Raw genomic sequence first — 23,417 nt, 5'->3', positions numbered from 1 at the left:
GACTAATCCTCTCGTCCTGGGCCGCCGGCAAATTGCGCGGCAGCTTGGGTCATCATTTCTTCGAATACGATTTCTCTGCGAGCGGAGATTTCACGCTCAAGCTTCAACACCTGCCGCCCAGCAACGCCGGCGCGGACGAACAGGTCGGCCGACTGCGGGGTAAATTGCGGAACTTGAAATTTCCGGAGCGCGGGCAGGGGGAGCCTGAACGCGTGACTACCAACTCGATGCACTGCCAGCAGGCGCTGGGTGCTCTCGAGATTGAACCAGAACGACAGCGCAAGTGCAGCCATATGGTCCGGCTGATGCAACCTGATCACGGCTACATCGAGCGAGGCATGGACGGGGCGTCCCTCAAACCTATCATCCTTGAAGACCGACGAGCCGTTCCGCTTGCCGCGGAGAGAGATGAGGATGTCGAAATCCTTCAGACGCGCATCCTCACCTGCAAAACCCACTTCACCCAGCCCTGCAGGGATCAGCACGTTGGTACCGACGTCGCCTACCATAACTGCAAACGCGCCCCCGCCAGAGCGATCGACTGCGACGCCACTGCTGACGCGCGAGATCGAATCAAGGCTAAGATTTTTTCTCATGGATCGCCGATCTAGATGATCGGTGACTAAAGTCAATGGATTTGCGATCCAGCAATTTTTTAACTTGATTTGATCCCGTCTTGCGTAGTGGCACGCGGTTTGCTGCCCTCGCCGCTGACCCAAGCGCTGGCCTACTTCGCTCGGACACTCGAAGCCGCGCTACAAGGTGCACCCGGTGCCTTAGTCGGCGCACTTGCTTCGACGGCCGCCCGGCGACGGTTCGCGCAACGCCAGAAGCCCGCCCACAAGCGAATTAACCTCTTGCCGCTCGATCAGCTGTAAGGTGCTGCCGCCCACACCGGCCACCTGACCGGAGGGTGTCCTGCTTGCTATAAGGGCGCTACCACCCCCGTGTCCGAAGGGTGTCCTGCTTGCTATACATCGGTCGGAATATACGTGCCCAAAGACCCGATGCTCTCGCATAATTTTCGGGAATCCTAGCAGACCAACCGCCTCACCCCAGTTCGAGGGTTGGCAAGGGCTGGCGGCCCTAATTCTTTTAGGCGTAATAGGGCATAAAGGTCCGGCTGGCGCCTAAGACCTGTATGCTTGCGCAAATCAAGGGAAACCTAAGCGATAGTAAATTGCGAACCGCTCTCATTTGCGTATGTGCAAGTGTAAGAATACATTTCCGCATACGCAACCAAAAATGGGCGTTTAGCCGATTGTGATCGATCCCTGTTCTTCGCCATACTTCCATTTATGGAAATGGAAGCCAAACGCTTGCTGGCTAGACGAGCACTTGAGCACCTCAAGGCGCTGGAGAGCGATTGCGTCAGGCTCATGCACGGACCCAACCTGACCGCGGGTCAGCTTTATCGCTATCAAGGAAAGGCAGGTCGTGCCGAACTGAAAATCCGAATCCAGACCGACGCACGCATTCTGGCAACGAAGAACTTCTTCAGCGACGGCATGTCGAAAGACATAGACATTACCGGAAGGGTCGGCGGCCTCGATAGGCGTGGGCCCGCCCGCACGCTCTGGGGTGCCGAACCGGGGACTGCTTCAGCCCAGCGCTTTGCGCCACCGATTACGCGCCCCCGGACGTATCAAGCACCTAGCGGTAAGCGCACATTTCATTTTGCGCACGAGACAATCAGCGGTTCGACGAAGGAGGCCATCGCGTCGGTCGCTCAGCATGACCATTACTTGCAAGATGCGGACAAAGTGCCGGGGTTAGAGGCCCTGCTCGCCAAGGAAGCACAAGACCGTACCGACTATATGGCGCGGGATGTGGTCCCTGCCGACGAGGTCGGGCCGATGATTTTTTCCAATCTGGGCGCAGTGCAAGATTTCGCACCGGCATGGAAAATCGTCGCCAAGACGGCGATCAGGGCAGCCGGTCCAGAGAAAAAGCCATGGCTCAAAGTTCGGCCGGTCCGCGACGACCCGTTCTGGCAGTCGGTTCTGCAGCGCAACTTTTTGCCATCCAAGGTGCGCGAGCAAATTCTTGCGGGCGGCAGCGAGTGGATCGACGTCGAGAAGGACGAGATTGAAGCGACGTTGGCTGCGCTCCGGGGGTGCGGGTGGCATGAACGCAGCGCCGCCCAAACATCAAAGGGACAGAAACCCCGGAGCCGCGCCGATCAAATCAGATACTATGCGGGGAGTTCGCCTGAACTTCAGCGCCGCATCGTGGGCGAGATACCCAAGGAACTGGATGCCGCAGCCAAACGACGCGTCTTGGAAAAATTCACGAATGAATTCCGCAGGCGCGATCTACCCTTCGTTTGCGTGTTTCACGAAGCCGACGAAAACAACAATCCGCTGAACGGTCACTACCACCTTGATTATCACCCACGACCCATGCGGCGATTTTCTAGCGCATCGCCCCCGGCGGTACCACAGTCGCTTATGGATGCCTTCGAAAAAAGCAAAGCCGACTATGCTGCCAGAGGGAAGCCTTATCCCAAAAACGGGAAGCTAAAGCGGCAAATCGAGCTGTGGGAGGAAGCTGCGGCCAATCCGCAATCAGAATGGGAGGGTATGTGGGAGCCGGATATCGTGCTCCACTACAAGACCGACTCCGGAAAGAAGAAAACCACTTACCCCTTCGACCGCAACGTTCACCAGGATACGCGTAACGATGGGTGGATCTTCGATCTCAAGGAGAAGTACGCAAGTGTTGTGAACGAGGAGCTACGCGCTGTTGGTAGCGAGACGCGCTTTCACCCTGGCAAGCTATCCGAAATCGGCATCGACAAGGAATCTGACGTCCACCTTGGGCCCCGGCAGAACTGGCGCGAGAAACAGGGGTACCCCACTCTCAACGGTAACGATAACGAGCAGCGTCAGTGGGATCATCAAGTCGGCGAACTCTTACGTCAGCACCCTCTTGCGATGCATCCGACGGATGCGCCTACGCAGACCCTGCGCTTCGTGCGAGACGCTGCAGCCATGCTCAAGGCAAGATTGACATCGCGCGCTCGTCATATTCATTTTCATGCCGCGCGCAGGATTACCGCCGATAGCGAACGCCTGCCTCAACATCCGAAGAAGCTTTCCGGCAAAGAGTTCAAGCGCACCTACGACTTGATGGAGGATGCGCAGGAACACCTACGGTGCGCCGAGATCCTGTTCGATGACTACGGTTCCTGGCTTCCTGAAATTGACGCGGCCCTGACGCAGTCCCCCCTCGCCCGTGTTCAGCCACCTGTGGCTATTGCTTCCGCCAACGAAACGGAAACAATCCAAGAGGCACCGACCCAAGGGAGGGACGATACCCACCCGCGCACAGCCGATCCGTCGCTTGCCGATACTGCCGCAACGAAAGAGGCGGCGAGAAATGATGCGAGAACACTGGATCCCAATGCTATTGAACGGCAGCGGGTGACGACCATGCTTGAGCGGCTCGCCCAACAAGCAGATTCGGAGCCCAGCGGGAATTCCGGGAAGAAAAGCCCGGTATCAGCCGACATCGAGGGTAAATTGGCCGAGGGGCCAAGCGATGATCCGAATACCCTATCGGCGCAAGCGCAACAGCAAAACTCGACCCGCACCCAAACTGCCGATGCTAAGATGATCAAAACGGACCAGTCGGTGGCCTCTCCTGCTGATCTCGCGGGCCGCGTTTTTCAGCATGACCAGTATCCGACGAAAACGCGAAAGGTTCCTGACCACCCTGAAGAGGTCGAGAGCGCTAGCTCAAGTAATAAGCCCAGTATCATCCCGGGAGAGGCCGCCAACATCCGTATTGGAGCTGGCGCACCAAGAGTCGCGAGCAAGGGTAGTCCGCCATCAGGGAATAGTCGTGACAATACACCCAATGAAAAGCAGCTGGCCGCCGACGGTTTAAAGCGCGGCTTCAGCAAGAACACGCAGAGCCGTTCCGTCGCTCCCACAGACGACGAACTTGAGGGCGTAAGCGGCCCCGCAATGCCTAGAGTTTCTGGGGCCAAACAAAGGGAGGTCACTATTGGTCCGGTTGCACAAGCGAATCATTCCAAGCGGCGCTTGGTGCAGAACGATGCGCAATCGAACCCTGCTTCCTCATCTGCTAACGCCCCATCGAGAGGAGAAACAAGCTCCGGTAATAGTGAAGAGACGAGCCGCCGCGAAGAGAGTGGGCCTGCGACGGAAAGTTCGCGACACTTTGCGTTCTTGAGAGCGCTGATGGACGGACCGTTCTTAGTCGAGAAGCTCGGATCGGGCTACGATGTGCCAGCGCCCTTCCGGGAGAAATATGCGCTCACAGATCGCGACATTGCTGATCCTCGGCTTCAACGGGCACTCGGGATCATCGATTTCGATCAGAAGGTAGAACTGGCATGGCTTGCTACTGCTGCGACCTCGAGATCGGCCGAACTGGAAGGTGTCCATGGCGAGTGGACGCTGGCGGGGTCGCGCGGAAGCGGCGTCGACCGCCTGTTGAAAAAATGGTCAGTCGAGCCAAATGTTGCCAAAGCCCTTCAATTCGCTGCACAGCCTCTCACGCCCACCAAAGGTGCGGCGCGCAATGATGCCGCAAGTCGGCGACGCGAATTTATGGCGATTGCGCTCAACGGGGAAATCGCTCTCATGGCATCTAAAGCCAATAAGCCTCCAAGCAGGCACAACCTGCAGGCGGCAATCGCAAACGGCTTTGGCCAAGGTTTCTGATGCGACTTTGCGCAGTGGCCGTCGCGCAACCACATTAGGAAAAGTTCGGCATGCTCGGCCGTATGAAAACCGGGAAACGACGCTGTCTGGGAGGACAGCGGGGTGAAGGAAAAATGCCTGCGGCTGTCCTCGTTCATCAACAACGAGGAACGACATATGAATACCCCAACCACTCCGGCCGCGCGGGGCAACGACGGCCAGACCCGCGTCCTGCACCGGATAACACCGCTGCAGGAATGGCGACCACCCACCAATGCGGGACCGCCCTTCATGAAGATCGCGGTGATCGATCTCGAGACCGATGGCCTTGATCCCCAGTATCACGAAATCCTCGAAATCGCCGTCGCGATGATCGTCGTCGATCAGCAGGGGCATATCCTTGAGGTGGAACGCGTGAAATGCGGTCTACAGCAGCCCTCACGGCCGATTGAGCCACAGATTGAAAAGATCACTGGCATTACCGACACCATGGTCGTGGGCAAACGGCTCGTGCCGCAGAAGATCGCCGAGCATCTCAAGACAGCTGATGCATGCCTCGCCTTTCACTCCAAATTCGACCGTCAGCACCTCGAAATGCTCGTCCCGGAGGTCGGCGAGATGCCGTGGATTTGCGCCATGGCGGATGTCGATTGGCACGCTTTGGGCTTCGACGGTCACGCGCAGGGGTATCTTCTGATGCAGGCTGGGATGTTCAATCCGACCGCGCATCGCGCGGCCGACGACGTCGCAAGCCTGATCCATTTGCTCGCACACGAATGCCGCGACAGACGTACGGTGATGGCACATGCGCTTGCCGGTGCGCGATCGCCAACCTGGCGCCTCGAGGCGAGCGATCTGCCGTATCGCCTGCGAAAAGACGTGCATCGCCGTGGATATCGATATTCGGACCGCGGCGTGAATCACAAGCTCGTGCGCGAAGCGGACTATGACGCCGAGGTCGCGTGGTACCGCGAACTGGTGGGCCGCAATCCTACCATCGTCCCCGTCGATTGGGTCGAACGGTATCGAGCAGATTGGACCTGGGAGCCGGTAGAGCGGAAGGTCGAAGTGGTGTCGTGGAGGCGCTGATTACGAGCCTCCCGGGTGAGGGAAAAGCTCCGGCCAGCATGGCCGTCACCGAAAACAAGGAACAGAATAATGAACAATACCCAAGTCGGTGGGCTCCGAGCCCACCGGGCGAACGCGCTCGCCCTCCAATTTGAGCTCGGATTGCCGGAAACAGGCACCGGCACCTCGGCAATTACGTTCGGCTGCGTGAGCGCCGCGACCCTGCCTGTTATGGAGGCGTTAGCCTGCAAGGCCGCCGAAGATCGCCAAGATGCGGTGTTCGCGGTTTACAGCTCGCCGAGCGACACCTCCCCCGCCTGGTATTTCCTGGTCTTCCGAATGCTGGACGGCATCGGCCTAGTGCGGGTCGAGCCGGCCTGCGTCGGCGCCGAGAAGCCGTTGGTACTCGTGACCATGGATCGCAGCCGTCAGTTCGACATCGACGAACGGGGCGTGCTGCGGGAGGTCGCCGTCGAGAAGGCTGCGACGCGCCGGAAGGCGCGCATCCGTGCCGAGAGCCGCATCGCAGCTGCGGTCGAAGCGGTCGGTCCTCTGCTCGAATCCGGTGCGTGGGAAGAAACCACTTTCGCCTTCCATGCCGATGGCACTGCAGTCCCAGTCGACACCGCCGCAGCCTGACCGCGTCTACATTCACCAACCACGAGAGGGCGGCGCTTCCAGCGGGAGCGCCGCCCTCTTTCGTTCACCAGCAAGGGACCATTTCCATGACCACGAATTCCAGGCGGCACCCAGACACCCTATGCTCGCTTGTCATCATCCGCGATGCCAGCGAGCACGCCGCACGCTCGGCAATCCGTTCGACCGCGCTCTTCACCGTCACCCGGTGCCGAAAGGCCGGCGCCCGGTTCACCATCGATCACGCTGCGTTTGATCGGACGGCCACGCGCGCCTCGATCCTCGACGGAATTGCCGCGCGCATCCCTAGACACGCGACGGTGATCGCGAGGGCCTCGCGCACCGCGCAATATTATCTGCGGCACAGCTTTGCTGCAGGTGGCCCACTTCCTCCGGCTGACCTGCAACTGCTGCAGCGCGAGCGCGCGGATCTCGACATCCTGCCGCTCGAGTGCGCCAACAGAGTGCTGGAGGAAATCGCCGCGGCGTATCGGATCGAACGCGCCGAACCCGGCGCGAACATCCTATCCCGGTCGCGCAAGGCGCCAGACGAGGCCCAATGCCTCTGGGCCGCTTTCGTGTGGTCGCAGTTCTCTCCGGACGAGCGAAACTCGCTCTCGACCGCATGGGAAGCTTGGAGAGCAATCGAGCGGGCCCGCCCGCTCCCCTTCTGACGAAGCGTCATGATGCCAACAGCTAGAGAAAGGAAAAAGCACAATGGCAAAAACGTATATCGCACTCGACGCGGATTTCTTCTGGGACCGGGAATTGCATGAGCTGCACCGGGCCATGGACCCTGCATCGCAGCGCCGTGCGGTCGCGGTGAAGCGGGTAATGGCAGCGGGGGTGTTCCAGTTCACCATCGACGATGAGGGCCGGGTCAGCACCGGCGAAATCGGTAGCTGGAGCGAACGGGACTGGGGTGACGAAGAAGGCGTCATACGCCAGGTGTTCGATTACCTCAGGGCTCACGAAGACAAGCCCGTTTTGACATACGGCGGGCTCGCGACGGACATCCCTATCCTCTTGCTGGCGAGTATGGCTCACGGTCGGGGGCTCCCGCCGCAGCTCGTTGACCAACCCGGTCGGAAGGGGCCCCGCCCGCACCTCGACCTTGGTTTGATGCTAAAGGGGGGAGGCCGAACCTGGACCCACCTAAGCCAGCTGTTGCTCAGAATGGACGTGCCGTTTGACCTCGTCGCAGCGAAATCGAACGTTCCTCGTCCAGCAAGTGACACCGCATGGCAAAACCTGCGAGACCATGTCGAACTGGATTGCCTCTTGCTTGCCATCGCGAAAATCGGCTGGCTGGTCGCGCAGGGCACGGAAGGACTGCGGCTCGAGCCCGCGATCATCGCGCTGGTCGAGGGCTTCTTGCGACGGCGACCAGATCATATGCTCGCCGGAGAGTTGCGAGCATATGCCGATAGGCTGCACGACGTGATTGCCGCTGGGTTCGACCACGCGGCTTAAGCCACACTCCTATATGCGCCGGACCGGTGAGATTCAGACACCCACCGGTCCGACACATAGAAAAACCAACCGCCGCCGATGCCGGAAGGCGACGGTAACCAGTTCTTAAATCATTCCATGGCAAAGCAGTGTCGCGATGCAGCGTGCCGGGACAGAACCCCGAGCCGGAGACCTTGATTCGAGTCGCGCAAACCCTGTGAACCCGCACGCAACCCGTGCGCGTTCGAACGGCGCTCGAGGTCGCGAAATGACATTTTCGACATTGCTGTCCACGCCCGTGGTCTCGCTCGCCCAGCGAGGAAACCATGAAGAAGGCATCCGCCGTCAACGGCAAAATTATCCTTAAATCGGCGCGCGTCTGTCCGAATCTGGGCAGTGGTGCGCATACATCATCGAGCAGCGCGGCAGGCTCGTATCTCACAAAGGCGCAGGTTCGCGCAGCTATCGCAGCGATCGACACGAGGGCTAACTCGAAGCTGATGCGCGTCGCGCGGTTCCGTGCCTTCACTGCCGGTATCGACGCGGACGACCTTCTGCAGGAGGCAATCCTGCGCGCGCTGACCTCGCGCAGTTGCCCCATTGGGCTGAAAATCGAACACTTTTTGATGGCTGTCATGCGCTCGCTCGCGAGCGCGGTCATCGCCAAACGCGAGAGGGATGAGGTGCTTTATCGCGAGGCGTGCGACCTGCTCGTGTCACCATTAGCGCCAGACGAAGCCTACGAAATCGTCGAGCGAGCAGAAACCTACAGGCGAGCTCTCGACGGCCTCGTCAACGGTTCGCCGGAAATCGAAATGGTTGTCGACGGGATTGACCAAGGTCTTTGTGGAATGGCGCTCGCCGGCTTTGCAGGCATGGATCAGGCCGAACTCGCAACCGCTCGCCGCTTGATCAAGCGACGGGCTGCAAAAGCTTGGGGTGAGCTGATGGATTTGGGTTTAGCGGCATAATGCAGAGGTGCATAGGATCAGATTGTCTTAGCGCAAGCTGCCGCCATCCTCCCGAAGCCAAGCGATATGCTCGGTCACCCTCAACCCAGAGCTCATCGAAGCGACAAGCCTTTTCGAGCCTGCCGGTGTTAAGGGGTCACCTCTTGGGGAAGAAGGGCCTCGGAATGTCGAAGAGACCTTTCGTGCCTTTTGTCGAAACCCCAGACGTTAGCGCGACCGCTCAGAAGCTCCGCTGCGCGCCCCACCACGCGCTCATCGAAGCTGACCAAGCCCAATGGCACTGGAAGACCTGTCTGCGCGCCAACCGGTGCATGAACGACTGCTGCCACAACGACGCCTGGGACGAAGAACATCTCAAAGCCGTTGGGAAAGATTAGCGATCCAGACTCCATAACATTGTCGAAAGCCGATCGGACCCATGGGTCCGGTCTTCCGGCCGCAAGACCAACTGGCTCAACCGGCCGATCCTGCAGCCTAGAATCATCTGCATTGCTGAGGCGCTCGACCATATTGTCCACAACCTCAGAAAGAATTGACGTGCTTCCCCACAGGGGAACCGTCGGCACAACCCAAAAGAAATGGTCCGCTGTTCGGCGGACTCTTCGCAGCCCATAGCTGGTGGCCTCGAAAAGCCGTCTGGCATTCTCCGGTGTGAAAAGGCTACCGATGAGCGAGGTCGTTTGGCGATCTGTACGGATGTCACCTTTAGTGATGAACGCGTGTCTGTAATAGCGTTCGACACTCAACCCATCGCGCTTCATCCATTCCTTGAGGTACTCCGGCGCAAGAGCGGTAAGCAGTTCGTAAGCCTGATCATCGTCGCCTCGCCGCGTCACCTGAAGGCGTTCGACCATCTCTCCAACCGAGCGGACGACCGGCTCGCGGTCGTCGAGCTCGTATTCGCTCCGCCACTCTGAAAGATCGATCTCTGCTGATGTGGGTTTGCTCCCGGTGGAGATCATCCTAACCCGAACAAGCGTCGAAAATCGTTCGTCTGGCGCAACCGAATCCACAGAGTAAAGCATTCTACGTGCATTCGTCGCGGGCTGCTCGCGTGGGCCAAAATCTCGGAAAAAGCGCTTGAAGGCGGACGGAATTCTTTTTGTGGCCGAACTCGCCTGTGTCGGGTCGAGCAACGGGAGTTCAGGAAGTTGGCGTTCGAAATAGCTCAGATGCTGCCACTCTGCAGGCGCCATCGAGATTAGATCGAATCCTGCACGCGCGGTCTTGCGCTCCACGTCGTAGATCATCGGCTCTTCTTCACCGGGTTGGAATAGCGACCGGCCCGTGGTGGTAAGGTGCAGGCGCCCATCAGACCTATACACGTAAGCGGCCTCCTCCACTTCCTTAAGAACGAACGCCATCTCTCTACGAGAATACCCGAAGAAGGACTGCACCATGTCTTCGGTGCATCCATCAACGGCGCGCACTAAACGGAGCAGGAATTCGGCCGTAACTGAAACTTTTCCTGGTTCGGCAACTTTATGTTCGACCAAAAAACGTCTGCACGGAAGTGTTAGATCCATGTAAAGCAAAACAAGCGGAGCGTCGTCGCCGTCGTCTACGAGGCCCGATCTGAGAGATTGAATTCCGAGCTTTCCGGTTAGCTTATTGCTCATTGACCACCTCCCGTTTGGCGGGTCTCGTAGCCTCTGTCGAAACACGAAATTCGGGATCATTGATCAAATCGCTGGCGTCGATTAACTCCCCTTGGCCTTGAGCCAGCGCTTTCAGAAAAGCCTTCGAGACCTTATCCATCGGGCTGCCTTCCTGCCATCTAGACCGGCTTCCGACAATTACCAGGCGATCCATGGCACGACTGATCGCGACATTTATCCGGTTCGCCGTGGCGAGAAAGCCAGGGCGGATTGTGGCCCTTCCGTCTTGTTGCGGTCCCTCTCGATTGTTCCGCACCAATGACAAAATGACGATCGGGTTCTCCTTACCCTGATAGCTATCAAGCGTGCCAATTTTTAATGCGTCCCGAAGCGTCGAATGGATGGGTGCCAGTGACAGTTTGCGCCGCACAAGGTCGAGTTGGGCCGAGTAGGCACAAATGATGCCGATAGCCGGCCCTTGGTTGGACCGATCTTCGAGCCAGGCGATGAACCCTTCGTCCTGACTCCACCGCCTGAGGAGCGCCACGATCGCGTCGGCTTCTACCGGATTAGAAATACTTTTCTTCCGGTCTCGACCGCTTTGGATTGCTTGATCCCCCAGGGGTTCAGTATCAATCCAGTTGACCACCGCTGTCAGCTCACTTGGTAATGCGGCCTGTTCGATTAGGGGCGTCTTGCGTCCGTGGGTCAGCTCACCCTTATAAAAGGCTTGTGAGACGATCTCCCCAATCGGTTCGAGCATTCGATACTGAGTTTTGAGCGTGTGGCCGGCCCTTCTGCCGTACGTGCCTTCGAAAACTCGCTCAAAGTCGCTACGTAAGACCTCCGCCTTATTGATCCCGAGCTTGTCCGCGACATCCTTGATGACGCCCTCAGGGTGCATGGGTTCGAGTTGTTTTTGGTCACCCACCAACACGATATTACTGCCCGCCTGAAGGGGCACTGCTAGTTCGCTTGCGGTGCATCTTGCCGCTTCGTCGACAATCACAAGGTCGAAAGCGGTAGAAGTCAAACCGAGTGAAGATCTACCAAGTCCTACACATGTTCCCGCTACAATTTGACGAGTACCCGCGAGAAATGTTTCGAAACTTCGCCTTTCAGTCGAAACTGTTGCCACGAAGTCCCGCGCGAGCGAAGCGACCGACTGAAAACGAGCTATGCGGTCGGGGCTCGGTCGCTCATCGTGTGGTACAGATGCCAGCAGTCCTGTGACAATTCTTTCAATAATTTGCTCTGCAGGACTCTGAATGTTCAGATCACCCGGCAAGTCAAGAAACTCGGCCTGCTTGCGTATCGTCTCCTTGAGCGCGTGTATCCTGTCTGGCTGATCTTCGAGGTCCTCTATTTCCGCCAGACGGGTGGCTACAGGCCTTATTGCTAGCTCGATGAACGATAATTTCGCACCGAGATTCTCATCTATGCCAAGCCCAGAGCACGCCGAAGCAAGACGTTCGCGCATTTCCGCCCTGAACCGATCTTTGTATAGCTGCTCCACTCGATCTACATGAAAGGGTAGAAGAGGATCCGAGACGACACCTTCGACGCCGACGCGGAGAATGCTCGGCACTTCACCCGCCCGGCCAAAAAGTTTCAGGACCGCCTCGGCAGCGTTGTTCACGGCTTCATGAGCTTGGCTCGAAAGGAGTACGTTGCGTGCGAGCCCACGCGAAAGCGCAGCGTGTACGAGTGCGGCGATAAAGACCGTTTTGCCGGTGCCGGGAGGTCCTTGAACGAGCGAAAGAGGCCGAGTAGCCAGAACCTGAGAGAGCGTTTGGGCCTGGAGAGGATTTAGCCCGTAGAGCGCCTGCAATTCTTCTGGCGGTATCCTTTCGGGCGAAATCATAGGGGAGTAGTCTGATCTGCGGTCAACAACGTCGATCAGTTCCTTTACCCGCGAGTTTCGTCCCACCACACGAGCAACGGCACTCTGTCTGCGATCAAAGCTCGTTTCCTCCATTCGGCTCCGGAAACGTAGTTGGTCACCCGCCTCCACGAGTGGTCTTGAACCGCGAAAAGGACTGTCGCTTTCGAGGGCTAGCGCGTTAGGGCGGGAATTAGCTAAATCGAGGATAGCAATAGGGCGCCATTGGTCGTGGCGATTGATACGCTCCACCATGACGCGGTCGCGGCGGCTGTAGTCCAGCGAACCGCTAGCGAGGTCGAATTGCACTCTGTGCTTCGAAAGGTGTCGATCGAAAACACTGTCATCCGTTGCGCGTCCATATGTGACCAATTCGCGCTCCGCATCGACGAGCGATGTCCACAGCCTAGCGACCGAAACGTCACCGCTCGGGTCAGGCTCAGCAGCAATCTCCTCGACTAGATCGTCTCTGGCGGACTCCGAAGGAGCATCATCATCGTCGAGTCCAACTTCTCCATCTACATCTTGAGTTTCTGCGTCACCGACCTGGCTTGGCCGTTTTCCTATCGGAAGGACTTCCTTGACGTCATCTCGAGCGAATATCGGTTCAAGAGCGGACAGATCACTTGCCGAGGCCTGCTCGATCAACATGCTGCATTCGAGCTCCCCGAATTCGTGACGAGATACTCGGGCGATGCGGGATTGATCAATCGGTTGGCGAACAAAGTGGCTCGGCTGTCCCGCTGCAGAGGCGTAAACGACAATTTCTTCAGTAGCTCCTCGAATAGCGAGTGCACGCCTGTCTATGAATTGTCTCAGAAAATATTTTCCTTCGTCCGCAAGAAGCGGGCCGGGAGTGGCATGGGGCGACAAGAGGGTCAGCGTTTCACTAGTGTCGGCAGCGTCCTCCGAGAAAACCAAAGCCAACGCATCTATCAATGGCAGGAGAGTGGCGTTTGCAGGCTCTGCTTGCCTAATCGTCGAAACTGCAGAACGTACGTTTTGCGCCCGCGGATCGACAGCTTCTTCGAGCAGCATCTCAGCTATAACTGTTATAGCGAAGCAGTCGCGCTGGAAACTATCCCCTAACTCAGGAGAGTATCTCGAACTCTGCGGCTCGCCGTCGCTAACAGCAGCGAAATCGACAACATCGACGATTAGCGGATCATCAGGAGTGGCAGGGTCGACAAGCACATGCTCCGGTTTAAGGTCGCCATGCGCGAGATGCTGTTCGTGAAGTTCTTGGACGCGATCAGCGAGCGCAGCGAGCAAAGCGTAGCGTAGTTCCAGATCCGGAAGCGCATTCCTCGCGATCAACTGCGCAAGGTTCTCCCTATCGACCCATTCCTGGATGACCGCCACCGCATCACCGAGCCAGAATGCATCGATGATCTTTGCGCAGCCTTTCGGCCGAGAGATCGCCATTTCGGAAAGTCTGTCTAGGAAATCTAGAATCCGCGACCCCTCCCGCTTTTGATCGCCCCAAGCCGCAGACTTCCAGACTTTAACTAAAACGTCTCGATCTTCGTGCCGTGCACGCCAGAATATCTTTTCTTGAGTCTCGCGCGGGCTATCGACGGGCGGAAAGGCTGTAAACAGCTGCATCTGCGACTTAATGACTTCTTGATGCCGCTCAAGTCCTTGGATTACCTCGGCTGCGCTAGGCCTTTTTGCCGTGGCGGAGTTGAATGCGACCAGGGCTTCGCCAGCATCTTTGAAGCGCTGTGCAGGATCCCAAGCCAGAGCCCTCTCAAACCAATCGAGCAAATCGAGGTAATCCGAAGCCCCATCAATTTCTGGGTCCCATTCAGCGCAACCATCCGCCAAGGCGGGACCGCGACCGAATACGATACGGTGCACTGCACACGCAGTGAGATAGACGTCTCGCTGCTTAGCCGACCCATCTTCTCCGAATACGTCTTCAGGTAACCGGCCAGTAGACAAAAACTGGTAGCGGTCCCGACCGAGAGTTTTAACGTCCGGATAACTTGCGGCCATCAAATGGGAGAGCCGAACCGTTGAAGGGCGTTGAACCCAAATGCTATGCTGCCCGATATCAAGGTGTGCGGCCTCAACCACGTGAAGCGCGTCCAACGATGCCAGCAGCTGCCGCGCGAGCTCCAAGCGCTCCTCGCGAGTAAGGTCGGAAAGCTCAGTGCTTGCGAATTCCACGAGCCTATGAAGCCGGCGCCTACGCTCGAATACCTCCCAATATGCCGGGCCAAAATCAGGATCCCGAGTCCTCGTTTCTACGAGAACGGAATCACAATGGTCGCTCCTATCTTGAAGATAGGAGATCACCTCCTGTTCTCTGCCAGCGATTTCACTCCGCCCCTCTGCGGTCTGGAATCGTGGATCTGCCTTGGTGAAATCCCACAAGCGTAGCACGCCAAGTTGCGGTGACTTCCTCTCATCGCTGGCGTTGAATTCGGAATAGATGCCAGCCGGATGCTGAAAGACCGGTTGCGGAGATTCGGCATAGAATTCACCGAAGCTTCTTCGGCCTGGTACGAAAACGCCCTTCCTGACATTAAAGAATTTGGAAAGCTGGTCTTTCCATTCTTTCGTCGTGAGCGGGCCGTGCGGTGGTGCCTTGCCGAAGGTCTCAATACGCCTCTGCCTCGATTTCAGGACGGATGTAAACTGAGAGATTGACATCACGGCCTTTGCTTCGGTTTCAGCCAAGCCCGACAAGTCCGTTGCCCCGGTCAGAACGACGAGGCCTTGAACCCTCGGTATTATCGGTCTGCCTTTAGAATGCCGCTTCAGATGCGCCTGCAATTGAATAAAGACCTCCCGCGCATTCTCGGAGATCTTCCTCACCGGGGACGGGCCATGGTCTCGGCCAGCATTGAACCAGTTACCATCCCGGCTCTCGATCGGACCCCGCCAGTTTTTGAGATCGATGACTAGAATGCGATCTTCGACGACCATGATCACGTCGATTTCGCGGCTGGCTCCCACCGCGGTAGCGAGGTCCAGATTCGTGTAAGCGTACCAATCAGACGGGAGCGCTGAGATCATCGAGACCCCAGAAATCTCTCGAGGATGAATTCCGGATCCGCAATTATTGATTTGCACTAAGGTCCCTCCTGCTCCTGACCTCTACTTCCAAAACAGGAGGTTACAAGCAACGTGAAATGATCGGCTGTCCCTTGAGAGTAAGTCGATTCTCGCATGGCAACGTAAGTTTTGTAGTCGCCGGCTTAGAAGCGCACATACTTCCAGCCGGCCTCGGGTTTGACCAGCAAGGTATGCATACGCCCGGCAAACCAGCGACGGCGGTACGTGGTCGCGCAATAACACGTCAGATTAGTCGAGCGTAATCGACTCACATGCTTTAGTTAGTTCAGCTGCAGTCTCAAAGCCGAGCAATTTCGCCAGTGGCTCAGAGACGAAGGTCAGGCGCTCAACTAATCGGTCATCGGCTCGACGAAGTTTGGCCAGACTCCCTTCCCCGATAAATCCCCTTTCGAATCTAGAGAGGGTGCTCACGCTAATACCAGCGAATGCAGCAGCTTCGGCGAGGCTGATCTGCTGACTCTTTCGGATTTGACGAAGCCCAACGCCCAGATGCTCAGTTCCTGCCTGAATTCGCTCAAGATCATCAGCGGCCCAGTGCGGTGCCAGCAGGCCGATCGATACCTGCAAAGCATGACTTATGCGCCGGAGCGTTTTCTCTGCGGGTAGCTGGTCGCCTCGCTCGATCCTTGCCAAGGTGCGCGGGCCAATGCCTGCGTCAGCCGCAAGTTCAATTCGGCTGAGGCCCGCAGCTTCGCGCTGCTGACGGACGCGAAAACCGACAGAACTGTCCAGAGATCGACGAGCAAAACGGGGCGGGCCTCTCTTCGGCATGGTCCGAGTTTGCATAGCTGAGTCGAGCCAATCCTAAAACCCAATCGCAACGGTGTGGCGTGCGAGCGGAAGGGAGCGAAACGTGGAGCAGTCTTTGGGTGAGATCGCCCGGAAGTGGTCGAGGAACAGCGAGAAAGGAAAAGGGATTCGACTCGATTCCGTCGCGCTCGACCGACTCAACGAGATTGGCGTTGGTGAACTCATCCAAACCGCGGCCGCGAAACAACAGAGGTTAGAATGCGAAAATCGAATAAAATCCTCCTCGAGAGAGGAGGCTACAAGCTCGTCTATGATCGGGGCCGCAACGGCACCCTCCGGTCGCCTTACATCCAAATCGTCTGGTATGACGAGGAACGCCGACGTGTCAGAAGCATATCGACGCGCACAGAGAGCCTTGAAGAGGCCGAGCGGCAACTAGACGCTCTCTATGAGAAGAACGAAAAGGGTCGAGCGATCTGCGCGACTTGCGGTCAGCCCTTGCCGAATGCCGCGCCATATCTTCTGACCGAAGCCATCACCGCGTATCTCGAAGCCCGGAAATCTCGGGCCAGTATCAGTGCGATCCGCCCGCGGCTTGGTCATATTCTCACCTTCCTCGAGTCAACTGATCAGCTCAGCGTGCTCTGCACCGAAGTGGACAAGGAGTGGGTCAACGAATTCAGGGAATGGAACATCGAGGTTCAGGTCGAGTCGGGAACAGATGCAAAAGGCCGTCCCGTTTACCGCGACAGAGCGCCCGGAACGGTTGCAGCGAGTATCAGGCAGCTAAAGGCTGCGATCAACTTCGCGGAATATCGGAAGATGATAGCAGCGAAAGCGAACTTCTCACCTCGCAAACCGGAGGATGTCAGTAAGACGCCAATCTATCGGGCCTCCATTCCTGTTCTGGCGGCGATGTTCCGCTATTGCACCGAGCCAGAACGCAGGCCGGGCGAAAGTGACAAAGCCTACAGCAAAAGGGTTGCCGGTCGTGGCGATCTGCTGCGCTTCCTTCGGATCAGCGTCACCACCTGGGCCCGCCCGGATGCGGCCCACGACGTCTCCACTGACCCTTCGCGCGAGCAATGGGACCGCGACGAAAGGAGGCTGAGCCTCAATCCGAAGGGGAGAGTGCAGACCAAAAAGTATCGGCCCGTCGTGCCGATCGCTCGCCAGATGGTGCCGTTGCTCGACGCGAACGAAGGCTTCTACGTGCGCGTATCGTCGGTGCGTCAGGCGTGGGAGTCCATGCAGAGCGAACTCGGGCTTCCGGGAAATCGGTCGTCCGGATTGAAGCTCATCCGCCGCTCGATGGCCCAACTCGCTCGAAACCGGATGAGCAAAGCCGAGTGGGTCGAAGCCATGATAATGCTCGGGCATCACCGGCCTAGTACGTCGGATCTCTACGGGTTCGACGACCCTGGCGACTTGCCGCGTGCGTTGGAGGTGACTGAGCAGATCATTAGCGAGATCATCTCGCTGGCGCCATTGGCATTCGCCTGCCTGCCAAGGGCGGATGACCGCCATTCGACGTCAGGTTGAAAAGAGCTTGGCTTCATCTTCCGATCAGCCGTGTCGAGGCCGTTTCGGATCGGCTGATTGGTGATCGTTCAACGCCCGCACCTTCATTGGCGGTATCACAACATAAATCAAATGTTGGAAATCGCTTCGCGCCGCGTTGCCATGTCCTCGGCGAGCTGACGCATCGTAAGCCCGAAATGCGAGGTGCTTTGAAGTGCCGCACCGTGCTCACTCCTGCTATCATGGACCATACGGCCGATCTCAGAAAATACTCGTGGATCCTTGATCGGGAACTGCTGAAGAGCCTGCAACTGGCTACGAATACCTGCAATCTCAGCCATTATTTCATGCTTTTTCGAATCTCCATGCCCTCCACCAAGCGCGGCAAGCTGAGTAAAAGACCTCGCTTTTGCTTCGATGTCTGCCACAAGTCGGATCGCCTCAGCGATAACTTGAGCTCTTTGTTCATAGACCTCATTCGCTTCGATCTCTCTGAGTAGCGCGGCTGAGCGTCGCTCGCTTCCTGCGATCCATAGCGCCACGATGACGGCACCCAAAGCGCCGAGCCCTGAGACCCAGTCTGCAATATTACCCCAGTCAGCCGAACTCGGACAAAACATGCTTACCTCACTGCAAATTTTGAGCCCTACGGAGAACACGCTTCGCGGGTAGAGCTTCAACGTTTGATACCAGCGATTAGATTTCCGATGCTGGAAGTGTCCAAATTATGATTCGGGTCCGATTGCTAGATTGACCTCGACGTGTTCGTGACGAGACCGAAGCCCTAGCAATGTTCCGCCCAAGCACCGGAAAAACACCGGAGCGTCAAGCAGCCCTAATATCGCAAACTGGCGGAAAAGCTGGCGCACCCGACAGGATTCGAACCTGTGGCCTCTGCCTTCGGAGGGCAGCGCTCTATCCAGCTGAGCTACGGGTGCATGCCGTGGCGGGGCGCTTAGCAAGGCGCGGCGGCTCCCGCCACTAAAAACCGTTCCGGATTTCGCTCCGAACACCCACTTGATCGGGGCGCCGCAGCCCGAACACCCGCCGGTTGACTGCGTTCCCATTTTGTTCCAGCAAGAAGGCATGAGCGAATCACACGTCATTCCGAATCCCGGCAAGCGGGGGGCCATGGCGCCCGCCGATAACGCCCCCTTCGATACCGCCTCCGCCGGTACTGCTGCCTCCGCCGATACTGCTGCCTCCGCCGATACTGCCGCCCCGGATACCGCTTCGGCCGATACCGTTGCCCCCGCGAGCACCTCGCCCCATGGTCGGGGCGTGGTGGCCGCTGACGCCGATAGGGACGTTGTCGATGCTGCCGGTTTTGAAACGGGCGCTGCCGGGAGCGATTCGGCGAGCGTGCGCCGCGGAATCCAGCGCCTGTTTGCCCGCTACGGGGTGTGGCTGCTGCCCGAAATGCCGCTGCGTAATGGCCGGCGGGCCGATCTCATGGGAGTCGATGCCCAAGGCCGCGTGATCATCATCGAGATCAAGGTGCAGCGCGGCGATCTGCTGGGCGACAGCAAATGGCAGGACTATCTCGACTATTGCGACCGTTTCTTCTGGGGCGTGTCGACCGATATCGACCGCACGATTCTCGACCGCGACATTTTCCGGCCCGACCGCTGCGGCATCGTGGTGGCCGATGGCTATGACGGCGAGATCGTGCGCCCCGCATCGCTCAAGCCGCTGGCGCCCGCGCGCCGCAAGACCGAGACCGAGCGGCTGGCCCGCGCCGCGATGCGCCGCATGACTGTTGCAACGGATCCGCACTGCGCGACCTGGGGCGGGAGTGAATAGAAGCAGTTCTTAACCTGGGGCGATTTAGAGACTAGGGCGGAAGACCAGCATCATGTGGACCGCCATTCTCATCTCCGCCCTGTCCATGACCGCGATCGTCGCGGCGCGCTATCTGGCGACCAGCGGCCTGTTCGCCTTTGCCACGGGGCGCAGGCTGCCGGGATATCACGCGAAACTGGGCCGGCAGATCCGCCGCGAGATCGGCTGGTCGCTGGTTTCGGCCGCGATTTACGGCATTCCGGCGGGCATAGTGGCCTGGGGCTGGCAGGAACGCGGCTGGACCCGCATCTATGCCAAATGGGACGCGCTGCCGCTGTGGTATCTGCCGCTGGCCCCGCTGATCTATCTCTTCCTCCATGACAGCTGGTTCTACTGGACCCACCGGCTGATGCACCGCCCCAAGCTGTTCCGCGCGATGCACGCCGTCCACCACGCCAGCCGTCCGCCCACCGCCTGGGCGGCGATGAGCTTCCACCCCTGGGAAGCGCTGACCGGCGCGATCGTCATTCCGCTGCTGGTCTTCGTGATCCCGATCCATATCGCCATGCTGAGCCTGGTGCTGCTGGTGATGACGGTGATGGGCGTCACCAATCACATGGGCTGGGAGCTGTTTCCCAAACGGCTGGTTCACTCCGCGTTAGGAGGATGGCTGATAACCGCTAGCCATCACCAACGTCATCACGAAGAATATCGATGCAATTACGGGCTTTATTTCAGGTTCTGGGATCGTTTGTGCGGAACCGACAAGGGGCTGAGTACGCGCATTTGAGCGGGCTCGCGAAACGAATCGCCATCCTTCCCGTCGCCGCCTTGGCGCTGGGCGGCGGCGCGCCCCTTCCCCATTCCGCCACGACCGGCAAGGCCGCCAAGGTGGTGGTGACCGTCACGAATCTCAGGAATGCCGATGGCGTGGTGCTGGCCTGCATGACGGCGAGCGAGAAGAATTTCCCCAAATGCCGGGGAGTCGCAGGCACCAAATCGAGCCGGGTCGAGGCCCATGAAGGCAGGCTCACCCTCACCTTCGAGGATGTGCCGCCGGGCAATTACGCCATCGCCCTGCTTCATGACGAGAACGCCAATGGCAAGGCCGACCGCGCGCTGGGCATGATGCCGCGCGAAGGCTTCGGTTTTTCGCGCGATGCCCCCGTGCGCATGGGACCGCCTGCCTTCCACGATGCCGAATTCGGTATCGGCACGCAGGATCGCAGCATGACGATCCGCATGCGCTACATGCTCTAGGACGAGCCGCGGGCCTGACGAGTTCGGCCCGCCCCCGAGGCCCCGAGTGGCCCCCCAAGTGGCCCCCAGTGGCCCGACATTCAGGCGAGCGCGCTCAGGCTCCGCGCTCAGGTCCCCAGCCTGGGCCCACCCCATCAGCCAGCGGTAGGCTCATGCTTACCGGCCCGATTAACCTTAACTCTTTTTTCAGCATGGGCGGGGCACATAGCATGCCTCGAACACACTGCCCGGGGGCTTTTGCTGGAATGGATACGTTAGGCTCAGATTTCGACGCATATGGCGGCGATGACGGATTCGAGCAGCGCCACGGCTCCCAGAATTACGACGACGGCGCGCATTCCAACCCGCCGCCATCGCCGGTCGGGCAGGACGAACGCCGCATGCAGGTGCGCGCCTATAATCACTGGGCCAGCCTGCTGGGCAACGGCACGCTGCCGCATATCGAGGATCTCGAACCCGAATTCCTCGGCGATTTCGGCCCCTATTCGGTGCTGCTCGATTTTTCGACCGGCAGCACGACGCCCTCGATCCAGTTCGTGGGCAGCGAACTGCAGGGCGAATGCCGCGCGCAGGATCTGGTCGAAACGCTCGACGACATTCCCGGCGATTCGCTGCTGGCCAAGGTGGCGGACAATTATCTGCGCGTCGTTTCGGCGCAGGGCCCGGTCAATTTCGAAGCCGAAGCGCGCAATGCGCGCGGCCGCCGGGTCGCCTATCGCGGCGTGCTGCTGCCCTATTCGAGCGACTACGACACGATCGATTTCGTCTATGCGGTGGTGAACTGGAAAGAGATCGCCGACGCCGCCACCGCCGATGCGCTGCTGAATGAAATCGACGCAGCTCTTGCCCAGCAGGGCGCACCTTCCACCGACCACAGCGCACAGGAGCCAGCCGACATGGCCAATATCGTGCATTTCGACCGCCGCCACGAAACCGTCCGCGATGAATTTGCCAAGCGGCTTGCGCGCCTGCGCTCGGGCCACGGGCTGAGCGACCCCGAACCGGCCTCTTCGCCGGATGCCGGCCAGGAAGCCAGCCATGACGACGGCACTCGGCCCGAGGCGGAAAGCGCCCCGGAAACGGCCGCAGAATCGGCTTGGGAATCCGCGCCGGAAGCGACTTACGAAGCGCCAAGCGAACCCGGTTACGCCGCGCCGCAGGAAGAACCCGCGCAGGACAACGTGCTGTCCATGAACAGTGCGCTGAGCGCCTCCGCCTATGGCGAGACCTCCTACGGAGATCAGGCTTACGGCGAGCAGGACGAGCCGGTGGAGCTGCCCTCGCCCAGCTTCGGCCAGAATGCCTATGGCCAGGAAGGCCAGGGCTACGAAGCCGACACGGGGGCCGAATCGGCCTATGACCAGCCTGCCACCGGCGAATGGGCGCCCGAGCCCCAGGAGCCGCAGGATTACGCCGCTTACGATGCCGGTCAGGAAGCTGTTTCCTACGACACCGGCCATGAGGCGGGTTACGCGGACGCGGCCGAAGAGCCCGTGCTCACGCCGAAGCGCAATCGCGCGGTCGACGCCTTGGGCAATCCGATCGGCGGCGCGGCGGCGGACGACGGGGCCGAAGAGCCTGCACCGTCCCCCATGTCGATCGCCGAGGAATATGGCCTGCCCGAGTGGGACGACGAGGAAGAGACCGAGGAAGATGTCGACGGGGTGGTCAATCCGCTTGCCGATATCGATCTCAACAGCCGCCTGATGTCGCTGGTAAGCTCCAGCGTGCGCGGCAAATCGCCGATCGATCTGGGTTCGCTGGACGATGAGGACGACAGCGCCGAGGAAGAGGCCGAGGAACGCCCGCTGTTCCGCCCCAAGGCGCCTTCGGTCGACACGCTGCTCACCCCCGAAGCCTATGACGAGGACGAGGATGAGGGCGAGTTCGGCGAGAGCTATGATTACGATCAGGGCCCGGCCTATGGCTATGCGCCGGAGCCGGAAGACGCCCCGGCCCACGAACCCGAAGCGCTGAGCCACGAGGGCGGCGAAGCGCATTATGACGCGGTCAGCGAAGCAGAAGCCGAGCCGGAGACCGGGTTTGAGCAAACCTACACGGCTCCTGCCACGCATTATGCGCCCGCCGAAGACGAGCATGCCGAGGCCGAGCATGGCGACAATGGGCATGCCGACGACGTGCATGGCGAAGACGCCGGATATGCGGCGCCTTACGAAGCCAGTTACGAGGTTTCCTACCAGCAGCCTTCCGATGAGGCCGAAGACGAGCCGCTCTCGCTCGAACCCTATGTCGCGGAACCCGAAGCGGCCGCCGAACCGCTCGAGCTTGGCGAAGAGCTGATCGTGGACGAACAGCCCGCGCCAGAGCAGGACCACGGCGCCGAAGCGGTTGCGCAGGGCGATCTGGTCGCCGAGGAGCGTGCCGGCCATCCCGAGCCGGAAAGCCTGCACGGCCTGCTGGCTGCCGTTCACGAACTGACCGAAGCCGCGCGCACGACGCCGGATCGCAGCCGCCGCGCGCTTTACGAAGCCGTGGGCCGCGCCTTCGATGTCAGCATCAAGGCGGTGATCGCCGCCGAAAGCAGCGGCCACGAACAGCGCCGCGTGATCGCGCAATTGCCGGTGGGCGATCTGGCCGAGGACGGCCCGGAAACCGCACTGGTCATGGTGCGCCGCACGCCCGATGGCGGGGCCGAGGTGATCGGCGAAGTGCCGCATGACACCGGCCTGCTCGAATCCGCCGCGATGAAGCTGGCGGGCCGCTGATCGCGGGCATAATC

The 23,417-nt window shown here is 59.3% G+C and carries 16 protein-coding genes and 1 tRNA gene; 11 read left to right on the top strand and 6 right to left on the bottom strand.

The window, feature by feature from the left end:
• Positions 1 to 2: 2 nt before the first annotated feature.
• On the bottom strand, positions 3 to 632 hold the full coding sequence (locus K3175_RS13410) for a DNA polymerase III subunit epsilon (RefSeq protein ID WP_247710896.1): 630 nt from the start codon (positions 630 to 632) through the stop codon (positions 3 to 5).
• A 666-nt stretch (positions 633 to 1,298) separates the two neighbouring features.
• Between K3175_RS13410 and K3175_RS13405 the strand changes: the two genes are divergently transcribed.
• From K3175_RS13405 to K3175_RS13380, 6 genes are all read left to right on the top strand, one after another.
• Positions 1,299 to 4,694, top strand: a complete 3,396-nt coding sequence (locus tag K3175_RS13405; RefSeq protein WP_221543908.1) for a hypothetical protein — start codon at positions 1,299 to 1,301, stop codon at positions 4,692 to 4,694.
• Positions 4,695 to 4,850: 156 nt separating this feature from the next.
• Positions 4,851 to 5,762 (top strand): exonuclease domain-containing protein, encoded by a 912-nt coding sequence (locus K3175_RS13400; protein WP_221543907.1) that lies wholly within the window; start codon positions 4,851 to 4,853, stop codon positions 5,760 to 5,762.
• A 69-nt stretch (positions 5,763 to 5,831) separates the two neighbouring features.
• Entirely contained in the window at positions 5,832 to 6,380 is a 549-nt protein-coding gene (locus K3175_RS13395; RefSeq protein WP_221543905.1) for a hypothetical protein, read from the top strand.
• Between the two features lie 86 nt (positions 6,381 to 6,466).
• The gene (locus K3175_RS13390) at positions 6,467 to 7,051 is read left to right on the top strand and encodes a hypothetical protein (protein ID WP_221543904.1); all 585 of its coding nucleotides are present in this window, start codon (positions 6,467 to 6,469) and stop codon (positions 7,049 to 7,051) included.
• 43 nt (positions 7,052 to 7,094) lie between these two features.
• Positions 7,095 to 7,850, top strand: coding sequence for a 3'-5' exonuclease family protein (locus K3175_RS13385; protein WP_221543902.1), 756 nt, complete (start codon positions 7,095 to 7,097; stop codon positions 7,848 to 7,850).
• Between the two features lie 305 nt (positions 7,851 to 8,155).
• The gene (locus K3175_RS13380; RefSeq protein ID WP_221543900.1) at positions 8,156 to 8,800 is read left to right on the top strand and encodes a sigma-70 RNA polymerase sigma factor region 4 domain-containing protein; all 645 of its coding nucleotides are present in this window, start codon (positions 8,156 to 8,158) and stop codon (positions 8,798 to 8,800) included.
• Between the two features lie 128 nt (positions 8,801 to 8,928).
• Here the strand turns inward: K3175_RS13380 and K3175_RS13375 are convergent, their stop codons facing one another.
• The 3 genes from K3175_RS13375 to K3175_RS13365 all read right to left on the bottom strand — a co-directional run bounded on the left by K3175_RS13375 (position 8,929) and on the right by K3175_RS13365 (position 16,150).
• A complete protein-coding gene (locus tag K3175_RS13375) occupies positions 8,929 to 10,419 on the bottom strand; it encodes a hypothetical protein (RefSeq protein WP_221543898.1) in 1,491 nt (496 codons plus the stop codon).
• Positions 10,409 to 15,361, bottom strand: a complete 4,953-nt coding sequence (locus K3175_RS13370) for an AAA domain-containing protein (RefSeq protein ID WP_221543897.1) — start codon at positions 15,359 to 15,361, stop codon at positions 10,409 to 10,411. The genes K3175_RS13375 and K3175_RS13370 overlap by 11 nt, the downstream gene beginning before the upstream one ends.
• A gap of 231 nt (positions 15,362 to 15,592) precedes the next feature.
• Positions 15,593 to 16,150 carry a helix-turn-helix domain-containing protein gene (locus K3175_RS13365; RefSeq protein ID WP_221543895.1) on the bottom strand — a complete coding sequence of 186 codons (558 nt, stop codon included), beginning with the start codon at positions 16,148 to 16,150 and terminating at the stop codon, positions 15,593 to 15,595.
• Positions 16,151 to 16,372: 222 nt separating this feature from the next.
• Here K3175_RS13365 and K3175_RS13360 point away from each other — a divergent pair, with 222 nt between their 5' ends.
• Complete coding sequence (locus K3175_RS13360) at positions 16,373 to 17,656, top strand: hypothetical protein (RefSeq protein ID WP_247710895.1); 1,284 nt, start codon at positions 16,373 to 16,375, stop codon at positions 17,654 to 17,656.
• Positions 17,657 to 17,763: 107 nt separating this feature from the next.
• Here K3175_RS13360 and K3175_RS13355 read toward each other — a convergent pair whose 3' ends face one another.
• Together K3175_RS13355 and K3175_RS13350 are read right to left on the bottom strand one after the other, a co-directional pair.
• Positions 17,764 to 18,315, bottom strand: coding sequence for a hypothetical protein (locus K3175_RS13355; RefSeq protein ID WP_221543893.1), 552 nt, complete (start codon positions 18,313 to 18,315; stop codon positions 17,764 to 17,766).
• A gap of 181 nt (positions 18,316 to 18,496) precedes the next feature.
• Positions 18,497 to 18,573 (bottom strand) — tRNA-Arg (locus K3175_RS13350).
• 148 nt (positions 18,574 to 18,721) lie between these two features.
• On the opposite strand from K3175_RS13350, the gene K3175_RS14410 reads away from it, so the two are divergent.
• The 4 genes from K3175_RS14410 (at position 18,722) to K3175_RS13330 (ending at position 23,403) form a co-directional block, all read left to right on the top strand.
• Positions 18,722 to 19,438 (top strand): MmcB family DNA repair protein, encoded by a 717-nt coding sequence (locus K3175_RS14410; RefSeq protein WP_425594849.1) that lies wholly within the window; start codon positions 18,722 to 18,724, stop codon positions 19,436 to 19,438.
• A 52-nt stretch (positions 19,439 to 19,490) separates the two neighbouring features.
• Positions 19,491 to 20,207, top strand: a complete 717-nt coding sequence (locus tag K3175_RS13340) for a sterol desaturase family protein (protein ID WP_221543891.1) — start codon at positions 19,491 to 19,493, stop codon at positions 20,205 to 20,207.
• Positions 20,204 to 20,677 carry a DUF2141 domain-containing protein gene (locus K3175_RS13335; RefSeq protein WP_247710894.1) on the top strand — a complete coding sequence of 158 codons (474 nt, stop codon included), beginning with the start codon at positions 20,204 to 20,206 and terminating at the stop codon, positions 20,675 to 20,677. The genes K3175_RS13340 and K3175_RS13335 overlap by 4 nt, the downstream gene beginning before the upstream one ends.
• Before the next feature lie 245 nt (positions 20,678 to 20,922).
• Entirely contained in the window at positions 20,923 to 23,403 is a 2,481-nt protein-coding gene (locus tag K3175_RS13330; RefSeq protein WP_221543887.1) for a hypothetical protein, read from the top strand.
• Positions 23,404 to 23,417 lie beyond the last annotated feature (14 nt).

The organism is Qipengyuania aestuarii (genome assembly GCF_019711535.1).
In the GTDB taxonomy this organism is placed as follows: domain Bacteria; phylum Pseudomonadota; class Alphaproteobacteria; order Sphingomonadales; family Sphingomonadaceae; genus Qipengyuania; species Qipengyuania aestuarii.
Note: the sequence above shows the minus strand (reverse complement) of the source record. Positions and strands in the feature narration are given on the sequence as shown.

What these genes read in the sequence shown, in the direction of transcription:
- K3175_RS13405 (WP_221543908.1), top strand. Translation starts at nt 1,299, where the DNA reads ATGGAAATGGAAGCCAAACGCTTGCTGGCTAGACGAGCACTTGAGCAC.
- K3175_RS13400 (WP_221543907.1), top strand. Translation starts at nt 4,851, where the DNA reads ATGAATACCCCAACCACTCCGGCCGCGCGGGGCAACGACGGCCAGACC.
- K3175_RS13395 (WP_221543905.1), top strand. Translation starts at nt 5,832, where the DNA reads ATGAACAATACCCAAGTCGGTGGGCTCCGAGCCCACCGGGCGAACGCG.
- K3175_RS13390 (WP_221543904.1), top strand. Translation starts at nt 6,467, where the DNA reads ATGACCACGAATTCCAGGCGGCACCCAGACACCCTATGCTCGCTTGTC.
- K3175_RS13385 (WP_221543902.1), top strand. Translation starts at nt 7,095, where the DNA reads ATGGCAAAAACGTATATCGCACTCGACGCGGATTTCTTCTGGGACCGG.
- K3175_RS13380 (WP_221543900.1), top strand. Translation starts at nt 8,156, where the DNA reads ATGAAGAAGGCATCCGCCGTCAACGGCAAAATTATCCTTAAATCGGCG.
- K3175_RS13375 (WP_221543898.1), bottom strand. Translation starts at nt 10,419, where the DNA reads ATGAGCAATAAGCTAACCGGAAAGCTCGGAATTCAATCTCTCAGATCG.
- K3175_RS13365 (WP_221543895.1), bottom strand. Translation starts at nt 16,150, where the DNA reads ATGCAAACTCGGACCATGCCGAAGAGAGGCCCGCCCCGTTTTGCTCGT.
- K3175_RS13360 (WP_247710895.1), top strand. Translation starts at nt 16,373, where the DNA reads ATGCGAAAATCGAATAAAATCCTCCTCGAGAGAGGAGGCTACAAGCTC.
- K3175_RS14410 (WP_425594849.1), top strand. Translation starts at nt 18,722, where the DNA reads ATGAGCGAATCACACGTCATTCCGAATCCCGGCAAGCGGGGGGCCATG.
- K3175_RS13340 (WP_221543891.1), top strand. Translation starts at nt 19,491, where the DNA reads ATGTGGACCGCCATTCTCATCTCCGCCCTGTCCATGACCGCGATCGTC.
- K3175_RS13330 (WP_221543887.1), top strand. Translation starts at nt 20,923, where the DNA reads ATGGATACGTTAGGCTCAGATTTCGACGCATATGGCGGCGATGACGGA.